The organism is Streptomyces sp. NPDC055632, assembly GCF_053618675.1.
Genome location: NZ_JBSHHY010000064.1, coordinates 1 through 21,166, shown reverse-complemented (window position 1 = coordinate 21,166; position 21,166 = coordinate 1). Strand labels below are relative to the sequence as shown.

The window sequence follows — 21,166 nt, the reverse complement described above, 5'->3', positions numbered from 1 at the left end:
GTTCCGGTGCGGGGCCGCCGTCCGTACGCGTACGGAACGGGGATCAGCCTTCGCCGACGCCCAGCCTCTCCAGGATCAGGTCCTTGACCTTCGCCGCGTCCGCCTGGCCGCGGGTGGCCTTCATGACCGCGCCGACCAGGGCGCCGACCGCCGCGACCTTGCCGCCGCGGATCTTGTCCGCGATCGCCGCGTTGCCCGCGATGGCCTCGTCGACCGCCGCGCCGAGCGCGCCGTCGTCGGAGACGACCTTCAGACCGCGCTTCTCGACGACCTCGTCCGGGGTGCCCTCGCCGGCGAGGACGCCCTCGATGACCTGACGGGCCAGCTTGTCGTTGAGGTCGCCGGAGGCGACCAGGGCCGAGACCCGGGCCACGTCCGCCGGGGTGATCGCCAGCTCCTCCAGGGAGACGCCCTGCTCGTTGGCGTTGCGGGCGAGCTCGCCCAGCCACCACTTGCGGGCCGAGGCCGCGTCCGCGCCCGCCTCGATCGTGGCGACGATCGGGTCGACCGCGCCCGCGTTGAGGATGGACTGCATGTCCAGCTCGGACACGCCCCACTCCTCGCGCAGCCGGTTGCGGCGCACGCGCGGCAGCTCGGGCAGGCCCTTCCGCAGCTCCTCGACCCACTCGCGGGAGGGGGCCACCGGCACCAGGTCCGGCTCGGGGAAGTAGCGGTAGTCCTCGGCGTTGTCCTTGATGCGGCCGGAGGTGGTGGAGCCGTCGTCCTCGTGGAAGTGACGGGTCTCCTGCACGATCGTCCCGCCGGAGGACAGGACGGCCGCGTGGCGCTGGATCTCGAAGCGCGCCGCGCGCTCCACCGAGCGGAGCGAGTTGACGTTCTTCGTCTCCGAGCGGGTGCCGAAGGTCTTCGTGCCGTGCGGGCGCAGCGACAGGTTCACGTCGCAGCGCATCTGGCCCTTGTCCATGCGCGCCTCGGAGACGCCCAGGGCGCGGATCAGCTCGCGCAGCTCGGCGACGTACGCCTTGGCGACCTCGGGGGCCCGGTCGCCCGCGCCCTCGATCGGCTTGGTGACGATCTCGATGAGCGGGATGCCGGCCCGGTTGTAGTCGAGCAGCGAGTGCGAGGCGCCGTGGATGCGGCCGGTCGCGCCGCCGATGTGGGTGGACTTGCCGGTGTCCTCCTCCATGTGGGCGCGCTCGATCTCCACGCGGAAGATCTCGCCGTCCTCCAGCTGGACGTCCAGGTAGCCGTTGAAGGCGATCGGCTCGTCGTACTGGGAGGTCTGGAAGTTCTTCGGCATGTCCGGATAGAAGTAGTTCTTCCGGGCGAAGCGGCACCACTCGGCGATCTCGCAGTGCAGCGCGAGGCCGATCTTGATGGCGGACTCGACGCCGATCGCGTTGACGACCGGGAGCGAGCCGGGCAGGCCGAGGCAGGTCGGGCAGGTCTGCGAGTTGGCGTCCGCGCCCAGCTCGGTGGAGCACCCGCAGAACATCTTGGTCCGGGTGCCGAGCTCGACATGGACCTCCAGGCCCATGACGGGGTCGTACTCGGCGAGCGCCGCTTCGTACGACAGCAGTTCAGTGACAGTCACGGTGAGACTTTCCCTCTCAGCCCAGCAGGACGTCGTCGTCGCCCAGGCGCTTCAGCTCCCGGTAGAGGATCGCCAGGCCGGTCGCGATCGCGGCGGCGGACACCGCGGCGTCGATCAGGCGCAGGACGTCGTTGTCGCTGCGGGCCAGCTTGGCCTGCTTGGCGACGCTGACCGCGCCGAAGGCGGTGGTGGCCAGCGAGACGTACAGACCGGTCTTCGACTTCTTGAAGTTCTTGGCCTTCTTTGCCATGGCACTCACAGCGACGGAGCCTCCTCGAGCAGCGGGTGTCCCCACTTTTCCACGAAGGCGGCCTCGACGGCGGCTCCGACCTTGTAGAGCCGGTCGTCCTTCAGGGCGGGGGCGATGATCTGCAGACCGACCGGGAGGCCGTCCTCGGGCGCGAGGCCGCAGGGCAGCGACATGGCGGCGTTGCCGGCCAGGTTGGTCGGGATGGTGCACAGGTCCGCGAGGTACATGGCCATCGGGTCGTCGGCGCGCTCGCCGATCGGGAAGGCGGTGGTGGGGGTCGTCGGGGAGACGATCACGTCCACCTCCTCGAAGGCCTTCTCGAACTCGCGGGTGATCAGGGTGCGGACCTTCTGGGCCGACCCGTAGTACGCGTCGTAGTAGCCGGAGCTGAGCGCGTACGTACCCAGGATGATGCGGCGCTTGACCTCGTCGCCGAAGCCCGCCTCGCGGGTGAGGGCGGTGACGTCCTCGGCCGAACGGGTGCCGTCGTCGCCGACGCGCAGGCCGTAGCGCATGGCGTCGAAGCGGGCCAGGTTCGAGGAGCACTCGGACGGCGCGATCAGGTAGTACGCCGAGAGGGCCAGGTCGAAGGTGGGGCAGTCCAGCTCGACGATCTCGGCGCCCAGCGACTTCAGCAGCTCGACGGACTCGTCGAAGCGCTGCACGACGCCGGCCTGGTAGCCCTCGCCGCGGAACTGCTTGACGACGCCGACGCGCATGCCGGCGACCGAGCCGTTGCGGGCGGCCTCGACGACCGGCGGGACCGGGGCGTCGATGGAGGTGGAGTCGAGCGGGTCGTGCCCGGCGATCGCCTCGTGCAGCAGGGCCGCGTCCAGGACCGTGCGGGCGCAGGGGCCGCCCTGGTCGAGGGAGGAGGAGAAGGCCACCATGCCGTAGCGGGAGACCGCGCCGTAGGTCGGCTTGACGCCGACGGTGCCGGTGACGGCGGCGGGCTGGCGGATGGAGCCGCCGGTGTCCGTGCCGATGGCGAGGGGGGCCTCGTACGCGGCGAGCGCGGCCGACGAGCCGCCGCCGGAGCCGCCGGGGATCCGGGTGAGGTCCCAGGGGTTGCCGGTCGGGCCGTAGGCGCTGTTCTCGGTGGAGGAGCCCATCGCGAACTCGTCCATGTTGGTCTTGCCGAGGATGACGACGTCGGCGGCCTTCAGGTTCTTGACCAGGGTCGCGTCGTACGGCGGGATCCAGCCCTCCAGCATCTTCGAGCCCACGGTGGTCGGGATGCCGACGGTGGTGAAGATGTCCTTGAGCGCGAGCGGCACACCGGCGAGCGGGCCGAGCTTCTCGCCCCGGGCGCGCTTCTCGTCCACGGCACGGGCCTGGGCGAGGGCGCCGTCGCGGTCGACGTGCAGGAAGGCGTGGACCTTCTCGTCGACGGCCTCGATGCGGGCGAGGTGGGCCTCGGTGACCTCGACGGCGGTCAGCTCGCCGGCGGCGATCTTCCCGGCGATCTCGGCCGCGGTGAGCTTGATGATGGTGTTGTCCGTCATGACTTCTTAGTCCTCCCCCAGGATCTGCGGCACCTTGAAACGCTGCTGCTCCTGGGCCGGGGCGCCGGAGAGCGCCTGCTCGGGGGTGAGCGACGGACGGACCTCGTCCGCGCGCATGACATTGGTCAGCGGCAGCGGGTGGGAGGTCGGCGGTACGTCTTGGTCGGCGACCTCGGAGACGCGGGCGACCGCGCCGATGATGTCGTCGAGCTGGCCGGCGAAGTGATCGAGTTCTTCGCCCTTCAGCTCCAGACGCGCCAGCCGTGCGAGGTGGGCGACCTCCTCGCGCGTGATGCCAGGCATGCGGTTCCTCACGGGGTGAGCTTGATGGTGTGGGTCCATCCTATGGGGCCCGCGCCCCCGCCCGTGCAGTAACCTCCCGCCGCCCCGGCCGGGTCACCCCCGGGGGACGACCTGCCCCGAGGGGTGGTCCAGGTCGGTCGGGGGCGCGAGGTCGGCGGGGCGGCGCCAGCCGTGCTCGCCGCGGGCCAGGAGCCAGGCGGTCGCCTCGTCGGGCGGCATGGCGGCGGCGACCAGCCAGCCCTGGACGGCGTCGCAGCCCAGGTCGCGCAGCCGCTCCCAGGTCTCGTCGTCCTCGACGCCCTCGGCGACGACGAGGAGGCCGAGGGAGTGGGCGAGGTCGACGGTGCAGCGGACGATCTCGGCGTCCTCGGTGTCGACGGCAAGCCGGGCGACGAAGGAGCGGTCGATCTTCAGTTCGCTGACCGGGAGCCGGCGCAGGTGGACGAGGGAGGAGTAGCCGGTGCCGAAGTCGTCGAGGGACATCTTGACCCCGTGGCCGGTGAGTCCGTTGAGCGTGTCGGCGGCCCGCTGGGGGTCCTCCAGGAGCACGTGTTCCGTTATCTCCAGCTGGAGGGAGCCGGCCGGGACGCCGTGCCGGGCCAGCCGGGCGGCGACGGCGCCCGCGAAGCCGGGGGTGTGGACGTCGCGCGGGGAGACGTTGACGGCGACCGGGACGTCGAGGCCCTGGGCGCGCCAGCGGGCGACCTGGGCGAGGGCGGTCTCCAGGACGTACTCGGTGAGGTGGGGCATCAGGCCGGAGGACTCGGCGATGGCGATGAACTCGTCCGGGGGAACCCTTCCGCGCTCGGGGTGGACCCAGCGGACGAGCGCCTCCAGGCCGGCGACCTGGCCGTCGAAGCGGACCTTGGGCTGGTAGTGGAGCTGGACCTCGTGGGCGTCGAGGGCGCGGCGCAGGTCGCCGAGGAGGCCGAGCCGGTCGGGGGTGTTGGAGTCGCGCTTGGACTCGTAGACCTCGACGCCGGTGCGGTCCCGCTTGGCCTGGTACATGGCGACGTCGGCGCGGCGCAGCAGGCCCTCGGCGTCGAGGGCGTGGTCGGGGAAGACGGCGACGCCGGCGCTGGCCTCCAGGACGAGGGTGAGGCCGTCGAGGTCGAGCGGGGAGGAGAGCTCGGCGACGAGGTGGCGGGCGACGCGCTGGGCGCTGGTGGTGGAGTCGGCGGTGGGCAGCAGGACGGCGAACTCGTCACCGCCGAGCCGGGCGGCCTCGGCGCCGCGGGGCAGGGCGAGGCGGAGCCGGTCGGCGATCTGGAGGAGGAGACGGTCGCCGGCCAGGTGCCCGAGGGTGTCGTTGACCGAGCGGAAGCGGTCGAGGTCGATGAGGACGAGGGCGGCGCGGGCGCCCTGGCCCTCGGCGTCCTCCAGGGCAGTCCAGGCCCGCTCCAGGAGCCACTGGCGGTTGGGGAGGCCGGTGAGCGGGTCGCGGAGCTGCTCCTCGGCGCGGGCGCGGGCGATCCAGAGGGTGGAGTCGAGGGCGATGAGGGGGACGGCGAAGAGCGGCAGGAGGACCGGGCGGCTCGCGGCGACGGCGCAGATGAGCGGGGCGATGCCGAGGAGGGCGACGGCTACGAGGCCCTGCCGGAGGAGGGCGGTGCGGGCGGCGGTGGGCAGTCCGCGGCCCTGGGGGGCGAGCGTGTACCACAGGAGGAGCCGGGTGACCACGAGGTAGGTGGTCGCGGCGAGCGCGATCTCCGGGAGGTCCCCGATGGTCCAGTCGAGGGGCCGCCAGGGCTGCTCGACGGTCGGCACGTCGCCGAAGAGGGCGAGGACGAGGGCGGCGGCGCCGACGCCGAGGACGTCGGCGGCGCCGTGCAGCAGGCCCTGTCGCCAGCGGTGGTGGCGGGCGGCGCCGACGAGGGTGAGGACGGTCAGCGAGACGAGTCCGGCGGGCACCCAGCCGTACAGCAGGAGGACGGCGAGGGTGAGGGCGGCGCCGGAGCCGGTGCCGCCCCACCAGCGGTCGCGGCCGAGGGCGACCAGGTGGCCGACGATGAGGCCGGTGAGGAGGGCCAGGGACCAGCCGGTGACCCCGCCGGGGAAGAGTCCGTGTCCGGTGGTCAGGGCTCGCTGGAGCCCGGCGGCGAGTACGACGGCCGCGGTGCCCACCACGGCTGCGGGCAGCCGGGAGGTGGAGCCCCCGGGGGCCGTGCGGCCGTGCGGCCGGGGGACCGGGGCGGCGCTCTCGGTCGGTTCCATTTCCGTCCCTCTCACAGGCGGCGGTGCCGTCGGTGTGCGATGGGCCGCGGGCAGGCGGCCGTCCGTCGTCCGGCCGTCGTCGTCCGGTGCGGGGCCGCCGGCGGGCGGCCGCTCCTCGTGCCACGGGGCCGTTGTCCTGACGCCACGACCGGCAGAGCCCTCGCGCGGCCGCGCAGGACGAGACGCACGGTCACCACACTAGGCCGCCGAGGGCTCCGACGGGCAGCGCTCTCCGTGTCTTGCCCGAATGAGACCTGGCCACCCCTCACGATCTGATATGCGCCGAACGGGTGATGTCTCCCGGGGCGGAAAGGGGCTATTCAGCACTCTCGGGGATGGGGACCGCGGCCTCCAGGGCGGCGTCGGGGCCCTGTTCGAGCAGGATCGAGAAGCCCCCCTCGTCCAGAACCGGAACTTTCAGCTGCATCGCCTTGTCGTACTTCGAACCAGGGTTTTCCCCCACCACGACGAAGGAGGTCTTCTTCGAAACGGAACCGGTCACCTTCGCTCCGAGCCGCTGGAGCGACTCTTTTGCGCCATCCCTGGTGAACTTCTCCAGGGTGCCGGTGACCACGACCGTGAGGCCCTCCAGCGGGCGCGGCCCCTCGTCCTCGCCGGCGCCCTCGTCCTCCAGGGCGACCCCGGCGGCCCGCCACTTGCGCACGATCTCGCGGTGCCACTCCTCGGCGAACCACTGCTTCACCGCCGCCGCGATGATCCCGCCGACCCCGTCGACGGCCGCCAGCTCCTCCTCGCTCGCCTGCTCGATCCGCTCCAGGGAGCGGAACTCACGGGCGAGGGCCGCCGCCGCGACCGGCCCCACGTGCCGGATCGAGAGCCCGTTGATGAAGCGGGCCAGCGGGCGGGTCCTCGCCGCCGCGATGTTCTCCAGCATGGCGAGCGCGTTCTTCTTCGGCTCGCCCTTCTGGTTGGCGAAGACGGTCGCGATCTTCTCCTCGCCGGTCTTCGGGTCCCGCTTGGGCAGTCCGCTGTCCGGGTCGAGGACGTACGCCCTGATCGGCAGGAGCTGCTCGATGGTGAGGTCGAAGAGGTCGCCCTCGTCCCGGAGCGGCGGCTCGGACGGCTCCAGGGGCTGGGTCAGGGCGGCGGCGGCCACGGCGCCGAACTTCTCGATGTCCAGGCACTCGCGGCCGGCGAGGAACTCGACGCGCTCGCGCAACTGGGCCGGGCAGGTCCGGGCGTTCGGGCAGCGGAGGTCGATGTCGCCCTCCTTCATCGGCTTCAGCGGCGTCCCGCACTCGGGGCACTCGGACGGCATCACGAACTCCCGCTCGCCGCCGTCCCGCAGGTCCGCGACCGGCCCGAGGATCTCCGGAATGACGTCGCCGGCCTTGCGCAGCACGACCGTGTCGCCGATCAGGACGCCCTTGGCCTTGACCACCTCCTGGTTGTGGAGGGTGGCGAACTCGACCTCGGAACCGGCCACGGTCACCGGCTCCACCTGCGCGTACGGGGTGACGCGCCCGGTGCGGCCGACGCCGACCTTGATGTCGAGCAGCTTGGTGTTGACCTCCTCCGGCGCGTACTTCCAGGCGATGGCCCAGCGCGGGGCGCGGGCCGTGGAGCCCAGCCGGCCCTGGAGCGGGATCTCGTCCAGCTTGACGACGACGCCGTCGATCTCGTGCTCGACGGAGTGCCGGTTCTCCCCGAAGCGCGCGATGAACTCCCGCACCTCGTCGAGGGCCTTCACCACCTCGTTGTGCCGGGCGGTGGGCAGGCCCCACTCGTGGAGCAGTCCGTACGCCTCCGAGAGCCGGGCGATGGCGAAGCCCTCGCGGGCGCCGATGCCGTGCACCACCATGTGGAGCGGGCGGGAGGCGGTGACCTTCGGGTCCTTCTGGCGGAGCGAACCGGCGGCGGCGTTGCGCGGGTTGGCGAAGGGCTTCTCGCCGGCCTCGACCAGGCGGGCGTTGAGCCCGAGGAAGGCCTCCATCGGGAAGTAGACCTCGCCGCGGACCTCCACGAGGTCCGGGATCCGGTCGCCGCTCAGCCGCTCCGGGACGTCCGCGATCGTGCGCACGTTGGGCGTGATGTCCTCGCCGGTGCGCCCGTCGCCGCGGGTCGCGGCCCGGGTCAGCCGCCCGTGCTCGTACGTCAGGTTCACGGCCAGGCCGTCGACCTTCAGCTCGCACAGGAAGTGGTGGTCGGGCGTGCCGACGTCCCGGGCGACGCGCTCGGCCCAGGCGGCCAGTTCCTCGTCGTCGAAGGCGTTGTCGAGGGAGAGCATGCGCTCGCGGTGCTCGACGGCCGTGAAATCGGTCTCGTACTGGCCGGCGACCTTCTGGGTCGGCGAATCGGGGGTCCGCAGCTCCGGGTACTCCTCCTCCAGCGCCTCCAGGGAGCGCAGCAGCCGGTCGAACTCGCCGTCGCTGATGACCGGCTGGTCCTTCACGTAGTACCGGAAGCGGTGCTCCTCGATCCGCTCGGCCAGGTCCGCGTGCTTCTCCCGTGCCTCGGCGGGCGGGGCCCCCTCGTCGACTGCCACCTTCGTCCGTCCTCCCGTACCTCGGTCCCCGGTCACTCCGGGTTGTCCGCGAGCGACTTCGCAGCCCGGACGCAATGGGCGAGCGCCGCACGGGCGTGGGCGGGCGAAGCGCCCGCGAGCCCGCACGTGGGGGTGATCACCACGGACTCCGCGAGGGTCCCCGGATTCAGCCCCAGCCTGCGCCACAGCGTCCTGACACCCATGACGCTACCGCCCGGGTCCGACAACGGGCCGTCGGTGGACGGCACCACACCGGCGAAGAGCTTCGTGCCGCCCTCCACGGCCTCCCCGATCGCCTCCTCGTCACGCTCGGTGAGCAGCCCGAAGTCGAACGAGATCCCGGCGACGCCGGCCCTGCGCAGCAGCGCGAAGGGGACGTCGGGGGCGCAGGAGTGGACGACCACCGGCCCGTCGTGGACCGCGGCCACGTCCCGCAGGGCGCCCTCCACGACCTGCCGGTCCACGGCCCGGTACGTGCGGTAGCCGCTGGCCGTGCGGACCTGCCCGCGCAGCACGGCGGTGAGCGAGGGCTCGTCGAGCTGGAGGACGACCCGGGCCCCGGGCACGCGCTTGCGCACCTCCGCCAGGTGCTGGTGGAGTCCCTCGGCGAGCGACCCGACCAGGTCCCGGCAGGCGCCCGCGTCGCCGAGGGCGGCCTCGCCGCCGCGCAGCTCCAGGGCCGCGGCGAGCGTCCAGGGGCCCACCGCCTGCACCTTGAGCGCGCCCTCGTACCCCTGGGTGAACTCCTCCAGGGCGTCGAGGTCCTCGCCGAGCCAGGACCGGGCCCGCCGGGTGTCGCGGCCGGGCCGGTCGCTGATCCGCCAGCCGCTCGGCTCCACGTGCGCGTACAGGTCGACGAGCATCCCGATCGTCCGGCCGATCATGTCGGCGCCGGGCCCGCGCGCGGGCAGCTCCGCGAGGAACGGGAAGTCCTCGAAGGAGCCGGTGACGGTCTTGGCGGCCTCGCGGGCGTCGCCGCCGGGCAGGGATCCGACGCCGGTGGCGGGGCCCCAGGGGAAGTCGTTCTTCTCGGTCGTGTCGCTCACCCGGGAAGCGTACGTGCCGGGGCGTGCCGGGCGGCGCCGGTGACCGTGTCCCGGGCCGCCCGGCCCCGCTCCTGCCGTCACCTCGCCGTCAGCGTCCCGGGCGGACGGTGAGGTCGTTGATCTCGGCGTCGCGCGGCAGGTCGAGCGCGGTGAGGATCGCCGTCGCGACCGACTCGGGGTCGATCCACCGCGACGGGTCGTACTCCTTACCCTCCTGCTGGTGCACCTTGACCTGCATGGGGCTGGCGGTGCGGCCCGGGTAGACCGAGGTGACCCGGACGCCGTGGGCGTGCTCCTCGTGGCGCAGGGAGTCCGCGAGGGCCTTCAGGCCGTGCTTGGAGGCGGCGTACGCGCCCCACTCGGCGTGCGCGTTGAGCCCGGCGCCCGAGTTCACGAAGACGACGTGGCCCTGGGAGACCCGCAGTTGGGGCAGGAAGTGACGGGTGAGCTCGGCCGGGGCGACCAGGTTCACGTTCAGCTGGTGGTGCCAGGTCTTGGGAGTGAGCTCGCCGACCGGCCCGAGGTCGACGACGCCCGCGACGTGCAGCAGGCCGTCGACCCGCTCGGGCAGGCTCTGGTGCGAGAACGCCCAGGACAGCCGGTCCGGGTCCGCGAGGTCCCCGACGAGGGTCCGGGCGCCCGGGAACTCGGCGGCGAGCTCCTTGGCCCGTCCCGCGTCGCGCGCGTGGAGCACGAGTTCGTCCCCGCGCGCGTGGAGACGGCGCGCGACGGCCGCGCCGATGCCGGAGCCGGCTCCGGTGATCACATGAGTAGCCATGGCCCCCATGCTCGCATCAGCGGGAGGCGATCCCCGCGCCCACGCCCTTACCGGCGGAGCCGGTCCCCGCGCCCGCGTCAGCGGGAGGCGATCTCCGCCTCCAGGTGCGCGAGGGCCGCCGGGCCGTCGTCCGCGAAGAAGACGAGGTCGGCGAGGGGGACCGGGAGGAAGCCCTCCTCCTCCATGCGCCGGAACTGGTCCTTCAGGCCGTCGTAGAAGCCCGCCGTGTTGAGGAGGACGACCGGCTTGCGGTGCTTGCCGTGCTTCTTCAGCTCCAGGATCTCGGTGGCCTCGTCGAGGGTGCCGGTGCCGCCGACCATGACGACGATCGCGTCGGACTTGGCGAGGAGCAGGGCCTTGCGCCGCGCGAGGTCCTCGGTGACGACCATCTCGTCGGCGTTCGGGCGGGCCTTGTGGGCGAGGAAGTCGACGGAGACGCCGACGATCCGGCCGCCCGCCTCCTGGACCCCGTCCGCGACGACCTTCATCAGACCGGTGTCGGAGCCGCCCCAGACGAGGGTGTGCCCCGCCTTGCCGAGCAGGGTCGCGAACTCGCGGGCCGGGGCCGTGTACCGCTCGTCGAGCCGGGCGGCGGAGAGGAAGACGCAGATGTTCATGGGTTCACCGTAGGCGGTCGCGGAAAAGGTCCGGCGGGCGGCGATGAGTTCTCGGGACGGCCCCGGTCTGCCCTGCCATGGACGAGGTGAGCAGGTTCGGGGGACGCGTCACGTCACGGGACGGGACGCCGGTCGCGTACGAGCGGTACGGGGGCGGGGACGGGCCGCCGCTCGTCCTGGTGGGCGGGGCGCCGGGGACGGCGGCGGGCGAGCGGGCGCTCGCCGGGCTGCTCGCCCGGAGCTTCCCGGTCGTGGCGTACGCCCGGCGGGGCCACGGGGGCACGGTGGAGCGGGAGATCGAGGACCTGGCGGCCGTCCTGGCGGCGGCGGGCCCGGAGGCGGCCGTGCACGGCGCGGGCACGGGCGGCGCCCTCGCGCTCGCCGCGGCGGCGGCCGGGCTGCCGGTGGGCCCGGTGTCGGTGTACGAGCCGGCGCGCACCGGCGCGTTCCTCGGGCGGGTCTCCGCGCGCGTGCTCGTGGTCGACGGGGGCGCCAGCCCGGCGGAGGCCCGGCGCGCGGCCCGCGCCCTGGCGGCGGCCCTCCCCCGGGCCCGGCACCGTACCCTGACGGGCCAGACCCACGAGGTCGCCCCGCACGTCCTGGCCCCGGTCCTGACGGGGTTCCTGGCGGAGGAGCGGGGCCTTCCCGGCACGCCCTAGCCTTGCCCCATGATCACATGTGTCGTGCGGTACACGATCGATCCGCGGAAGATCGCGGCCTTCGAGCGGTTCGGTCGCCGCTGGATGGAGCTGGTGCAGGCCCGCGGCGGCACGCACCACGGTTACTTCCTTCCGGCGGAGGGGGCGAGCGACGAGGCTCTGGCGCTGTTCAGTTTTCCCAGCCTGGCCGCCTACGAGGAGTACCGACGGCTTTTCGGCCGGGACCCCGAGTTCATCGAGGCGGACCGCATTCGCGACGACAGCGGATGCGTGCTGCGTTACGAGCGCACCTTCATGCGTCCGCTGCTTCCCGGCGACCTCGCGGCGGCCGACACCGTCCCCGGACCGGCGGCCGGAGGTCCGGAGGAGGCGCCCCGGGCCGGGGACCGGGGCCTGCCGGGCCCCGGGCGGTGACGACTCAGGCGGTGGCCGGGGCCGGCTCCGTCGTCCGTCGTGCCGTCGTCGCGATCGTCGCCGAGCCCACCACGCGCGTGCCGTCGTACAGCACGATCGCCTGGCCGGGGGCGACGCCCCGGACCGGCTCGTCGAAGGCGACCCGCAGCTCGCCGTCCTCCATCGCCGCGCTCACCGGCGTCTCGCCGCCGTGGGCGCGGAGCTGGGCGGTGTAGCGGCCGGGGCCCTCGGGGGCGGTGCCGCACCAGCGGGGCTTGATCGCGGTGAGGGCGGTGACGTCCAGGGCCTCGACGGGGCCCACCGTGACCGTGTTGTTCACGGGCGAGATGTCGAGGACGTAGCGGGGCTTGCCGTCCGGGGCCGGGTGGCCGATCCGCAGGCCCTTGCGCTGGCCGATGGTGAAGCCGTACGCGCCCTCGTGGGTGCCGACCTTCGTGCCCGCCTCGTCGACGATGTCGCCCTCCGCCTTCCCGAGGCGGGTGGCCAGGAAGCCCTGGGTGTCGCCGTCGGCGATGAAGCAGATGTCGTGGCTGTCGGGCTTCTTCGCGACCGCGAGCCCGCGCCGCTCGGCCTCCGCCCGGATCTCGTCCTTGGTGGTGAGGGTGTCGCCCAGCGGGAACATCGCGTGCGCGAGCTGCTTCTCGTCGAGCACGCCGAGGACGTACGACTGGTCCTTGGCCATGTCGGAGGCGCGGTGCAGCTCTCGGGTGCCGTCCTCGTTGAGGACGACGGTGGCGTAGTGGCCGGTGCAGACCGCGTCGAAGCCGAGGGCGAGCGCCTTGTCGAGGAGCGCCGCGAACTTGATCTTCTCGTTGCAGCGCAGGCAGGGGTTGGGGGTGCGGCCGGCCTCGTACTCCGCGACGAAGTCGTCCACGACGTCCTCGCGGAACCGCTCGGCCAGGTCCCACACGTAGAAGGGGATGCCGATGACGTCGGCGGCCCGGCGCGCGTCGCGGGAGTCCTCGATCGTGCAGCAGCCGCGCGCTCCGGTGCGGAACGACTGCGGGTTCGCGGAGAGGGCGAGGTGGACGCCGGTGACGTCGTGGCCCGCCTCGGCGGCACGGGCGGCGGCGACGGCGGAGTCCACTCCGCCCGACATGGCGGCGAGGATGCGGAGGGGGCGCTGGGGCGGGGTCTGAGTCATAGCCCCACCAGGGTACGGGGCGCCGGGAACCACCGTCGCGGGAGTAAGCGTTCTCGATGACATGGGGAGCAAGGGGAACAAGGCGGTGGGACGGCGTGCCGTCCTGCTCGGCGGCGGGGCCGCCGTGGTGGGCACGGCCGTGCTCGCCCGGGAAGAGCTGGCGCGCGCCTGGTGGCGGCTGCCGGGAACGCGGCGGAAGCGGGTGGAGGGGGAGCTCGACCACGCGTCCGCCGAGTGGACGTCGGCGGCGCGGGCGAACTGGCGGCGGGCGGACCGGCCGGACGACTACACGATCGACCGGGTCGTGATCCACGTCGTGCAGGGCAGCTACGCGACCGCCCTGAAGGTCTTCAAGAACCCGGGGCACGGGGCCGCCACGCACTACGTGGTCCGCAAGGACGGGCACGTGGCGCAGATGATCCGGGAGCTCGACGTGGCCTTCCACGCGGGGAACCGGGACATGAACGAGCGGAGCGTCGGCATCGAGCACGAGGGCTTCGTCGACCGGCCGCAGGACTTCACGGCGGCGATGTACGAGGGGTCGGCGCGGCTGACGGCCGACATCTGCGCCCGGCACGGGATACCCGTGGACCGGGAGCACGTCATCGGGCACGTCGAGGTCGAGGGCACCGACCACACCGATCCCGGCCCGCACTGGGACTGGGACCGGTACATGCGGCTCGTGCGGGAGGCTTCGAAGAGACCCGTCTGACCGGACCGGCGGCTCAGGTGAGGCCGGCCGTGCGGGCCCTCTCCACGGCCGGGCCGATCGCTCCGGCGACCGCCGCCACGTCCTCCTCGGTGGAGGTGTGGCCGAGGGAGAAGCGCAGGGTGCCACGGGCGAGGTCGGGGTCGGTGCCGGTGGCGAGCAGGACGTGGCTGGGCTGGGCGATGCCGGCGGTGCAGGCGGAGCCGGTGGAGCAGGCGATGCCGGCCGCGTCGAGCAGCAGGAGCAGCGAGTCGCCCTCGCAGCCCGGGAAGGTGAAGTGGGCGTTGGCGGGGAGCCGGTCGACCGGGTCGCCGCCGAGGATCGCGTCGGGGACGGACGTACGGACGGCGGTGACGAGCGCGTCGCGCAGGGCGCCGACCTCGCGGGCGAACTCCTCGCGCCGCTCGGCGGCGAGCCGGGCGGCGACGGCGAACGCGGCGACGGCCGGGACGTCGAGGGTGCCGGAGCGGACGTGCCGCTCCTGGCCGCCGCCGTGCAGGACGGGCACGGGAGTGTGCTCGCGGCCCAGGAGCAGGGCGCCGATGCCGTAAGGGCCGCCGATCTTGTGGGCGGAGACGGTCATGGCGGCGAGCCCGGAGGCCGCGAAGTCGACCGGAACCTGCCCCACGGCCTGGACGGCGTCGGCGTGCAGGGGGACGCCGTACTCGGCGGCGACGTCGGCGAGTTCGCGGACCGGCATGAGGGTGCCGATCTCGTTGTTCGCCCACATGACGGTGGCCAGGGCGACGGTCTCCGGGTCGCGGGCGATCGCCTCGCGCAGGACCTCGGGGTGCACCCGGCCGTGGCGGTCGACGGGCAGGTACTCGACCCGCGCGCCCTCGTGGACGGCGAGCCAGTCGACGGCGTCGAGGACGGCGTGGTGCTCGACCGGGCTGGCCAGGACGCGGACGCGACGGGGGTCGGCGTCGCGGCGGGACCAGTAGAGGCCCTTGACGGCGAGGTTGTCGGCCTCGGTGCCGCCGGAGGTGAGGACGACCTCGCTCGGCCGGGCGCCGAGGGCGGCGGCGAGGGTCTCGCGCCCCTCCTCGACGGTCCGCCGGGCCCGCCGTCCGGCGGCGTGGAGGGAGGAGGCGTTGCCCGTGACGGCGAGGTGGGCGGTCATCGCCTCGATCGCCTCGGGCAGCATGGGCGTGGTCGCGGCGTGGTCGAGGTAAGCCATGGTGGGTCGATTCTACGAGCCCGCCGGGGCGCTCCCGGCGCCTGGCCGGTTTACGCCCTCACGGGTGCGCCGCCGCCCCGCCCGGGTGCGCCGCCGCCCCCGTCCCTGTGCGGCAAGGACGGGGGCGGCGGTGGTCGGACCGCGCGGGCTCGGCTGCGCGGGTGCGGGGGCTCAGCCGCGCGGGGCGCGGGCGAGCTGGCGGGACTGGGCGACCAGGCGGTCGGCGCTGTCCCAGACCTCGGCGTCCTCCTCCAGGAAGCCGCCGGCCAGGTTGCGGGTGGTGATGGAGACCCGCAGCGGGCCGGGGGCCGGGCGGCAGCGGACGTGGGTGGTGAGCTCGACGGTCGGGGTCCAGCCCTTCAGACCCAGCTCGAAGGAGGTCGGCGGCAGGGCGTCGACGGTGAGCAGCAGGGAGAGGGCGTCGGGCTCGCGCCCGTCGGCGAGGCCGAACCAGGCGCGCATCTCGCCCTTGCCCGAGGGGGCGCCGATCGCCCAGCCGACGCAGGCCGGGTCGAGGCGGATGTCGAGCCGCTCGGTGATGGCGGAGGAGCCGGGGAGGTCCGGGGCGGGGCCGTCGGAGGTGCCGAAGCAGTTCTCGATCGGGGCCATCGCCGGGGGCGTCGCGCTGGTGCGGACGTCGTCGGGGAGGGAGTCGAGGTCTCCGTACGAGGCGAGGACGCGGATGCGCTCGACCTCGGTGCCGTCCTCGGCGTACTGGAAGAGCGAGGCCTGCCCGGTGGAGAGGGTCCGGCCGGTGCGGACGGTCTCGGTCCGGATCACCGCGGGGCCGGGCACGGACGGCGTGAGGTAGTGCGCCGAGATCGTGAACGGGTCGGGGTGCGGGAGGTGGTGGCCGAGGGCGCGGCCGAGCAGGGCGAGGAGGTAGCCGCCGTTGACGGCGTGGATGATCGTCCAGCCGGCGGAGAGGTCGGCGTCGTAGACGCCGGGCTCCCGGAGGGTGACGGCGGTGTCGCGGTCGAACTCGCTCGTGACGACGGCGTGCGCCCCGGCGTTCGTCTCGGTGCTCGTGCTCATGGACCCGAAGGTACCGCAGGTTGCTACTGAGCGGTAGCTTTCTCGGGCTCCTCGCGGGTGGAGGAGCGGCGGTTCCAGGCGCGGGGCGCGCGCCAGTGGTAGCGCATCGCGAGGAGGCGGAGCACGAAGGCGGTGAGGACGGCGGCGCCGCTCGTGAAGGCGTTGAGCGCGTCGAAGCGGATGCAGAGCACGACCATCGTCGCGCCCACGATCGCCGGGACGGCGTAGAGGTCGCGGTCCCAGCGCAGCAGCGAGGGCACCTCGTTGGCGAGCACGTCGCGCAGGACGCCGCCGCCGACGGCGGTGGCGAGCCCGAGGGCGGCGGAGGAGGTGAGGCCGAGGCCGTAGTCGTACGCCTTCGTCGTCCCCGTCACGCAGAAGAGGCCGAGCCCGGCGGCGTCGAACACGTTGACGGCGGTCTGGGTGCGCTCCACCTGCGGGTGCAGGAAGAAGACGAGGACCGTCGCGACCAGGGGCATGAGGAAGTAGCCGAGGTCGGTGAAGGCGGCGGGGGGTACGGCGCCGATGATCAGGTCGCGCAAGAGGCCGCCGCCGAGGGCGGTGACCTCGGCGAGGACGGCGATGCCGAAGACGTCGAAGTTCTTCCGGACGGCGAGGAGGGCGCCGGAGATGGCGAACACGAAGATGCCGACGAGATCGAGGGCGTGTTGGACGGAGGGGGTGAACAGGTCGTGGAGCACCGCCCCATTGTCCTGGTCCGGAACCCGTGCCCCTTCCCTCCGGGGGGCGGGAGAGCCGGAAGGCCGGAGCGCCCGCGATGCGGCGGCTCCGGCCTTCCGGTCGGTGCGTGCTACTTCTCCGACGCCCCGGGCTTGTCCGACGCCTTGGGCTTGTCCGAAGGCGCGGGCTTGTCCGACGCCTCGGGCTCGGCCTTCTCCGGCTCCGGCTTCACGGCCTTCTCCGGTTCCGGCTTCACCGGCTCGTCCCGCACTTCGGACTCCGCCTTCACGGGCTCGTCCTGTACCTCGGGCTCGGCCTTCTCCGGCTCCGGCTCCGGCTTCACCGGCTCCTCCGACACCTCGGGCTCGGCCATCACCGGCTCCGGCTCCGGCGGCTCCTCGTCGGACACCACCGACTCCGGTGACGTCCGGGCCGCCGGGACCGTGTCGGTCTTGCCGGCCGGCACGATCGCGACCGCCTCCGTCCGCTTCACCGTCCCGGCCTCGATCCCGGCCGCGAAGTGGCAGGCCACCTTGTGCCCGTCGCCCAGGTCCACCAGCTCCGGACGCTCCGTCGCGCAGCGGGTCTCCTGCTTCCACGGGCAGCGCGTGTGGAAGCGGCAGCCCGTCGGCGGGTTGGCCGGCGACGGCAGGTCGCCGCGGAGCAGGATGCGCTCGCGGCGGTCCTCGACCTCCGGGTCCGGCACCGGCACCGCCGACATGAGCGCCTTGGTGTACGGGTGCTTCGGCGCCGCGTACAGCGCGTCGCTCGGGGCCTCCTCGACCAGCGCGCCCAGGTACATGACCCCGATGACGTCCGAGATGTGCCGGACGACGGCGAGGTCGTGCGCGATGACCAGGTAGGTCAGGCCGAGCTGCTCCTGGAGCTCCTCCAGGAGGTTGATCACCTGCGCCTGGATCGACACGTCGAGCGCCGAGACCGGCTCGTCGCAGATGATCACGTCGGGTTCGAGGACGAGCGCCCGCGCGATGCCGATGCGCTGGCGCTGACCGCCGGAGAACTCGTGCGGGTAGCGCGAGAGGGCGTTGGCGGGGAGGCCGACGCGGGTGAGGATCTCCTTGATCCGCTCCCGGCGCTCGTCCTGGTTCGCGCCGATGCCGTGCGCGGCCATGCCCTCGCTGAGGATCGACTCGATGTTCTGGCGCGGGTTGAGGCTGCCCAGCGGGTCCTGGAAGACCATCTGGAGGCGGCGGCGGAACCGGCGCATCTCCTCGTCGGGCAGCTTGGCCAGGTCCGTGCCGTCGAGGACGATCTCGCCGTCGGTGACGTCGACGAGCCGCAGCACGGCCCGGCCGAGCGTCGTCTTGCCGCAGCCGGACTCGCCCACGAGGCCGTACGTCTGGCCGGCCTCGACGTTGAGCGAGATGCCGTCGACGGCGTAGACGTGGCCGACCGTGCGGTTGAAGAGGACGCCCTTCCTGACGGGGAAGTGGACCTTCACATCGTTGAGTTCGAGCAGGCTCATGCCGGCACCTCCGACTCGGCCTGGGCGGGGAGGACGGGGTTGACGCAGCGGACCCGGTGGTCCTTCGCGCGCGGTTCCGTCAGTTCGGGCGTGCCGGTCAGGCACTCCATCGTGTAGGAGTCGCAGCGGGGCGCGAAGGCGCAGCCGTCGGCCCAGGCGATCTTGTCGTTGATGGATCCGCGGATGGGCCGGAGCGGCTCGCCGCGCGGGGCGTCCAGGCGCGGGATGGAGCCGAGCAGGCCGTGCGCGTACGGGTGGGTCGGGTGCGCGAACAGCTCGCGGCGGGCCGCGGACTCCACCGCCCGGCCCGCGTACAGCACGTTGACCTGGTCGCAGAGGCCGGCGACGACACCCAGGTCGTGGGTGATCATCAGCAGGGCGGTGCCCTCCTGGTCGACGAGCTCCTTGAGCAGTTCCAGGATCTGGGCCTGGATGGTCACGTCGAGCGCGGTGGTCGGCTCGTCGGCGATGAGCAGCCGGGGCGCGCACGCCACGGCCATCGCGATGAGCGCGCGCTGGCGCATGCCGCCCGAGAGCTGGTGCGGGTACTCCTTCAGGCGCCGGGTCGGGTCGGGGATCCCGACCCGGTCGAGCAGGTGGGCGGCCTCCTTGCGGGCGGCCTCGCCCTTCATGCCCCGGTGGCGCCGGAGGATCTCGGTGACCTGGACGCCGATGGGGACGACCGGGTTCAGCGAGGAGAGCGGGTCCTGGAAGATCATCGCGAGCCGGCTGCCGCGCATGTCGCGGATCTTCTTCTCGCTCAGGCCCAGCAGGTCGGTGCCGTCGAAGACGGCGCGCCCGCCCACGGTGACGCCCTTGCGCGGCAGCAGGCCCATCAGGGCCAGCGAGGTCACCGACTTGCCGCAGCCGGACTCGCCGACCAGGCCCACGACCTGTCCCTGGTCGACGTCGAAGGAGACCCCGTCCACCGCGGTGGACGGCGTGCGGCCCCGACCGCCGAAGGTGACGGTGAGTTCTTCAACCGAAAGAAGTGCCATGGGACTTCAGCCTCGCAGCTTCGGGTCGAGGGCTTCGCGCATGGCCTCGCCGAGGAGGGTGAAGCCGAGGGCGGTGATGATGATCCCGACCGCCGGGTAGACGGCCATCATCGGCTCGTTGTCGAAGAACCGCTGCGCCTGGGAGAGCATGACGCCCCACTCCGGGATCGCCGGGTCGGGGTTGCCGAGGCCCAGGTAGGAGAGGGCCGCGGCCTCGATGATGGCGGTGGCGAGGCTGAGCGTCGCCTGCACGATGACCGGGCTCAGCGAGTTCGGCAGGATCTGCGTGACGACGATCCGCTTCTTCCGCACACCGAGGGCCTTCGCGGCGAGCACGTAGTCCGCGCCGCCCTGGGCGAGCATCGAACCGCGCAGCAGGCGGGCGAAGATCGGGATCTGCACGACGCCGACGGCGATCATCACCGTGGTGAGGGACTGGCCCATGACCGCGGCGATCGAGACCGCGAGGAGCAGCGACGGCAGGGACAGCATGATGTCGATGAAGCGCATCACCACGGTGTCGATCCGCTGGCCCGGCTTGCCGCCGAGGGTCGCGGCGGCGCCGGAGAGCATGCCGATCAGCGCGCCGACGACCAGGCCGATGAGCATCGAGACCACGCCGACGAGGAGGGTCTGCCGGGCGCCGACGAGCATCCGGGAGAACAGGTCGCGGCCCAGGTGGTCGAGGCCGAACCAGTTCTCGCCCCGCATGCCGACGAACTTGCCCTGGTTGGACAGGACTTCGCCGCGCCAGGTCTGCGCGGTCGGCGAGTAGGGCGCGAACCAGGGGCCGATGACGGCGACCAGGGCGAACAGCGCGATGACGACGGCGCCGATGACGGCCATCTTGTTCGCCCGCAGGCGCCGGAAGGCCTCGCGCCACAGGCTGGCGCCGACGGTGGCCTCGTTCCGCTGGGTGAGCGCCGCGAGGCGGTCGATCTTCTCTGTCTTGGTGCTCACGGTCAGTGCACCCGCACTCTCGGGTCAATGAGGCTGTACGCCAGGTCGACCAGCAGGTTGATGAGGACGTACACCATCGCGATGAACATGATGAAGCCGACGAGCACCGGGTAGTCGCGGGCGTCGATGGAGGTGCGGATGAAGGAGCCGATGCCGCCGAAGGAGAAGACCGACTCGGTGAGGACCGCTCCGGAGAGGAGGCTGCCGGTGAGCAGGCCGATCGCGGTGACCACCGGGAGGAGCGCGTTGCGCAGCACGTGGCGGACGCGGACGACGTTCTTCCCCAGGCCCTTGGACTCGGCGGTGCGGATGTAGTCCTCGCCGAGCACTTCGAGCACGCTGGCGCGGGTCATCCGGACGATGACGGCGAGCGGGATGGAGGCGAGGGTGACGGCCGGCAGGACCAGGTGCATGATCGCGTCCCAGGACGCGTCGAACTCTCCGGTGAGGAGGCCGTCGAGGACGGCGAACCCGGTGACGCTGGTCGCGTCGAGTCCGGTGGAGAGCCGGCCGTAGCTCGGGAAGATGCCGAGTTCGACGGCGAGGAGGCCCCTGAGGATCATGGCGAGGAAGAACACCGGGATGCAGATGCCGACGAGCGATCCGGAGACCGAGGCGACGTCGAGCCAGCCGCCGCGGCGCTTGGCCGCGAGGTAGCCGAGCGGGATGCCGGCGACGACGGCGATGAGGATGGCGGCGACGCCGAGTTCCACGGTGGCCGGGAAGCGCAGCGCGAACTCGTCCCACACCGGCTGTCCGGTCTGGGTGGAGGTGCCGAGGTCCAGGTCCAGGATCCGCTTGAGGAAGCGGCCGTACTGCACCCAGACGGGCTGGTCGAGTCCCAGCGCCCGGTTGATGCGTGCCACTTCGGCTTCGGTCGCCCGCTCGCCCAGGATCGCTGAGGCGGGTCCGCCGGGCAGCCGGTTCAGCCAGAGGAAGAGCAGAACCGACAGGCCGAGCAGGGTGGGTATGAGCTGTAGCAGTCTTCGTACGACGAGTCGCAGCACCCCGCGTGCCCCTTTCTTGCGTGTGCGTGAGAAGCGGGGGGGGGGGGGGGGCCCGCGCCCGCGGGCGGGGGGGGGGCCGCCCCCGCGGGGGGGGGGGTTGTTATCAGGATGGCAAGATA

Annotated in this window: 19 protein-coding genes and 1 pseudogene; 3 read left to right on the top strand and 17 right to left on the bottom strand. The window is 72.9% G+C overall.

Going from position 1 to position 21,166, the window contains the following annotated elements; genetic code table 11:
* Nucleotides 1-43: 43 nt before the first annotated feature.
* The 9 genes from gatB to ACWGSR_RS36370 form a co-directional block, all read right to left on the bottom strand.
* Entirely contained in the window at nucleotides 44-1,555 is a 1,512-nt protein-coding gene (gene gatB, locus ACWGSR_RS36410; protein WP_453573471.1) for an Asp-tRNA(Asn)/Glu-tRNA(Gln) amidotransferase subunit GatB, read from the bottom strand.
* A 16-nt stretch (nucleotides 1,556-1,571) separates the two neighbouring features.
* Nucleotides 1,572-1,805, bottom strand: a complete 234-nt coding sequence (locus tag ACWGSR_RS36405; protein ID WP_376245108.1) for a hypothetical protein — start codon at nucleotides 1,803-1,805, stop codon at nucleotides 1,572-1,574.
* A 5-nt stretch (nucleotides 1,806-1,810) separates the two neighbouring features.
* Nucleotides 1,811-3,310: an Asp-tRNA(Asn)/Glu-tRNA(Gln) amidotransferase subunit GatA gene (gene gatA / locus ACWGSR_RS36400; protein WP_366372122.1), complete on the bottom strand. Its 1,500-nt coding sequence runs from the start codon at nucleotides 3,308-3,310 to the stop codon at nucleotides 1,811-1,813.
* Nucleotides 3,311-3,316: 6 nt separating this feature from the next.
* Nucleotides 3,317-3,613, bottom strand: coding sequence for an Asp-tRNA(Asn)/Glu-tRNA(Gln) amidotransferase subunit GatC (gene gatC, locus ACWGSR_RS36395; protein WP_015036350.1), 297 nt, complete (start codon nucleotides 3,611-3,613; stop codon nucleotides 3,317-3,319).
* Between the two features lie 93 nt (nucleotides 3,614-3,706).
* Nucleotides 3,707-5,827 (bottom strand): putative bifunctional diguanylate cyclase/phosphodiesterase, encoded by a 2,121-nt coding sequence (locus ACWGSR_RS36390; protein ID WP_453573467.1) that lies wholly within the window; start codon nucleotides 5,825-5,827, stop codon nucleotides 3,707-3,709.
* 316 nt (nucleotides 5,828-6,143) lie between these two features.
* Complete coding sequence (gene ligA / locus ACWGSR_RS36385) at nucleotides 6,144-8,333, bottom strand: NAD-dependent DNA ligase LigA (RefSeq protein WP_453573465.1); 2,190 nt, start codon at nucleotides 8,331-8,333, stop codon at nucleotides 6,144-6,146.
* Nucleotides 8,334-8,365: 32 nt separating this feature from the next.
* On the bottom strand, nucleotides 8,366-9,379 hold the full coding sequence (locus ACWGSR_RS36380; RefSeq protein ID WP_453573463.1) for a methionine synthase: 1,014 nt from the start codon (nucleotides 9,377-9,379) through the stop codon (nucleotides 8,366-8,368).
* 88 nt (nucleotides 9,380-9,467) lie between these two features.
* The gene (locus tag ACWGSR_RS36375) at nucleotides 9,468-10,166 is read right to left on the bottom strand and encodes an SDR family oxidoreductase (RefSeq protein ID WP_453573461.1); all 699 of its coding nucleotides are present in this window, start codon (nucleotides 10,164-10,166) and stop codon (nucleotides 9,468-9,470) included.
* Between the two features lie 68 nt (nucleotides 10,167-10,234).
* The gene (locus tag ACWGSR_RS36370; protein ID WP_453573458.1) at nucleotides 10,235-10,774 is read right to left on the bottom strand and encodes an LOG family protein; all 540 of its coding nucleotides are present in this window, start codon (nucleotides 10,772-10,774) and stop codon (nucleotides 10,235-10,237) included.
* A 77-nt stretch (nucleotides 10,775-10,851) separates the two neighbouring features.
* Between ACWGSR_RS36370 and ACWGSR_RS36365 the strand changes: the two genes are divergently transcribed.
* Together ACWGSR_RS36365 and ACWGSR_RS36360 are read left to right on the top strand one after the other, a co-directional pair.
* On the top strand, nucleotides 10,852-11,433 hold the full coding sequence (locus tag ACWGSR_RS36365; protein ID WP_453573455.1) for an alpha/beta fold hydrolase: 582 nt from the start codon (nucleotides 10,852-10,854) through the stop codon (nucleotides 11,431-11,433).
* A 9-nt stretch (nucleotides 11,434-11,442) separates the two neighbouring features.
* Nucleotides 11,443-11,748 (top strand): annotated as a pseudogene (locus ACWGSR_RS36360) (NIPSNAP family protein); the annotation flags it as partial.
* Nucleotides 11,749-11,851: 103 nt separating this feature from the next.
* Here the strand turns inward: ACWGSR_RS36360 and mnmA are convergent.
* Nucleotides 11,852-12,991 (bottom strand): tRNA 2-thiouridine(34) synthase MnmA, encoded by a 1,140-nt coding sequence (gene mnmA, locus ACWGSR_RS36355; protein ID WP_453573452.1) that lies wholly within the window; start codon nucleotides 12,989-12,991, stop codon nucleotides 11,852-11,854.
* A 61-nt stretch (nucleotides 12,992-13,052) separates the two neighbouring features.
* On the opposite strand from mnmA, the gene ACWGSR_RS36350 reads away from it, so the two are divergent.
* On the top strand, nucleotides 13,053-13,703 hold the full coding sequence (locus ACWGSR_RS36350; RefSeq protein ID WP_376245091.1) for an N-acetylmuramoyl-L-alanine amidase: 651 nt from the start codon (nucleotides 13,053-13,055) through the stop codon (nucleotides 13,701-13,703).
* A gap of 13 nt (nucleotides 13,704-13,716) precedes the next feature.
* Here ACWGSR_RS36350 and ACWGSR_RS36345 read toward each other — a convergent pair whose 3' ends face one another.
* The 7 genes from ACWGSR_RS36345 to ACWGSR_RS36315 form a co-directional block, all read right to left on the bottom strand.
* Nucleotides 13,717-14,880 carry a cysteine desulfurase family protein gene (locus ACWGSR_RS36345; protein ID WP_376245094.1) on the bottom strand — a complete coding sequence of 388 codons (1,164 nt, stop codon included), beginning with the start codon at nucleotides 14,878-14,880 and terminating at the stop codon, nucleotides 13,717-13,719.
* A 171-nt stretch (nucleotides 14,881-15,051) separates the two neighbouring features.
* A complete protein-coding gene (locus tag ACWGSR_RS36340) occupies nucleotides 15,052-15,915 on the bottom strand; it encodes a thioesterase family protein (RefSeq protein WP_453573448.1) in 864 nt (287 codons plus the stop codon).
* Between the two features lie 23 nt (nucleotides 15,916-15,938).
* Entirely contained in the window at nucleotides 15,939-16,616 is a 678-nt protein-coding gene (locus tag ACWGSR_RS36335) for a trimeric intracellular cation channel family protein (protein ID WP_376328734.1), read from the bottom strand.
* Nucleotides 16,617-16,726: 110 nt separating this feature from the next.
* Nucleotides 16,727-18,082: an oligopeptide/dipeptide ABC transporter ATP-binding protein gene (locus tag ACWGSR_RS36330; RefSeq protein ID WP_453573445.1), complete on the bottom strand. Its 1,356-nt coding sequence runs from the start codon at nucleotides 18,080-18,082 to the stop codon at nucleotides 16,727-16,729.
* Nucleotides 18,079-19,080 carry an ABC transporter ATP-binding protein gene (locus ACWGSR_RS36325; protein WP_366372095.1) on the bottom strand — a complete coding sequence of 334 codons (1,002 nt, stop codon included), beginning with the start codon at nucleotides 19,078-19,080 and terminating at the stop codon, nucleotides 18,079-18,081. The genes ACWGSR_RS36330 and ACWGSR_RS36325 overlap by 4 nt, the downstream gene beginning before the upstream one ends.
* Before the next feature lie 6 nt (nucleotides 19,081-19,086).
* Complete coding sequence (locus ACWGSR_RS36320) at nucleotides 19,087-20,040, bottom strand: ABC transporter permease (protein ID WP_453573441.1); 954 nt, start codon at nucleotides 20,038-20,040, stop codon at nucleotides 19,087-19,089.
* 2 nt (nucleotides 20,041-20,042) lie between these two features.
* Nucleotides 20,043-21,047: an ABC transporter permease gene (locus ACWGSR_RS36315; RefSeq protein ID WP_453573438.1), complete on the bottom strand. Its 1,005-nt coding sequence runs from the start codon at nucleotides 21,045-21,047 to the stop codon at nucleotides 20,043-20,045.
* Nucleotides 21,048-21,166: the final 119 nt, after the last annotated feature.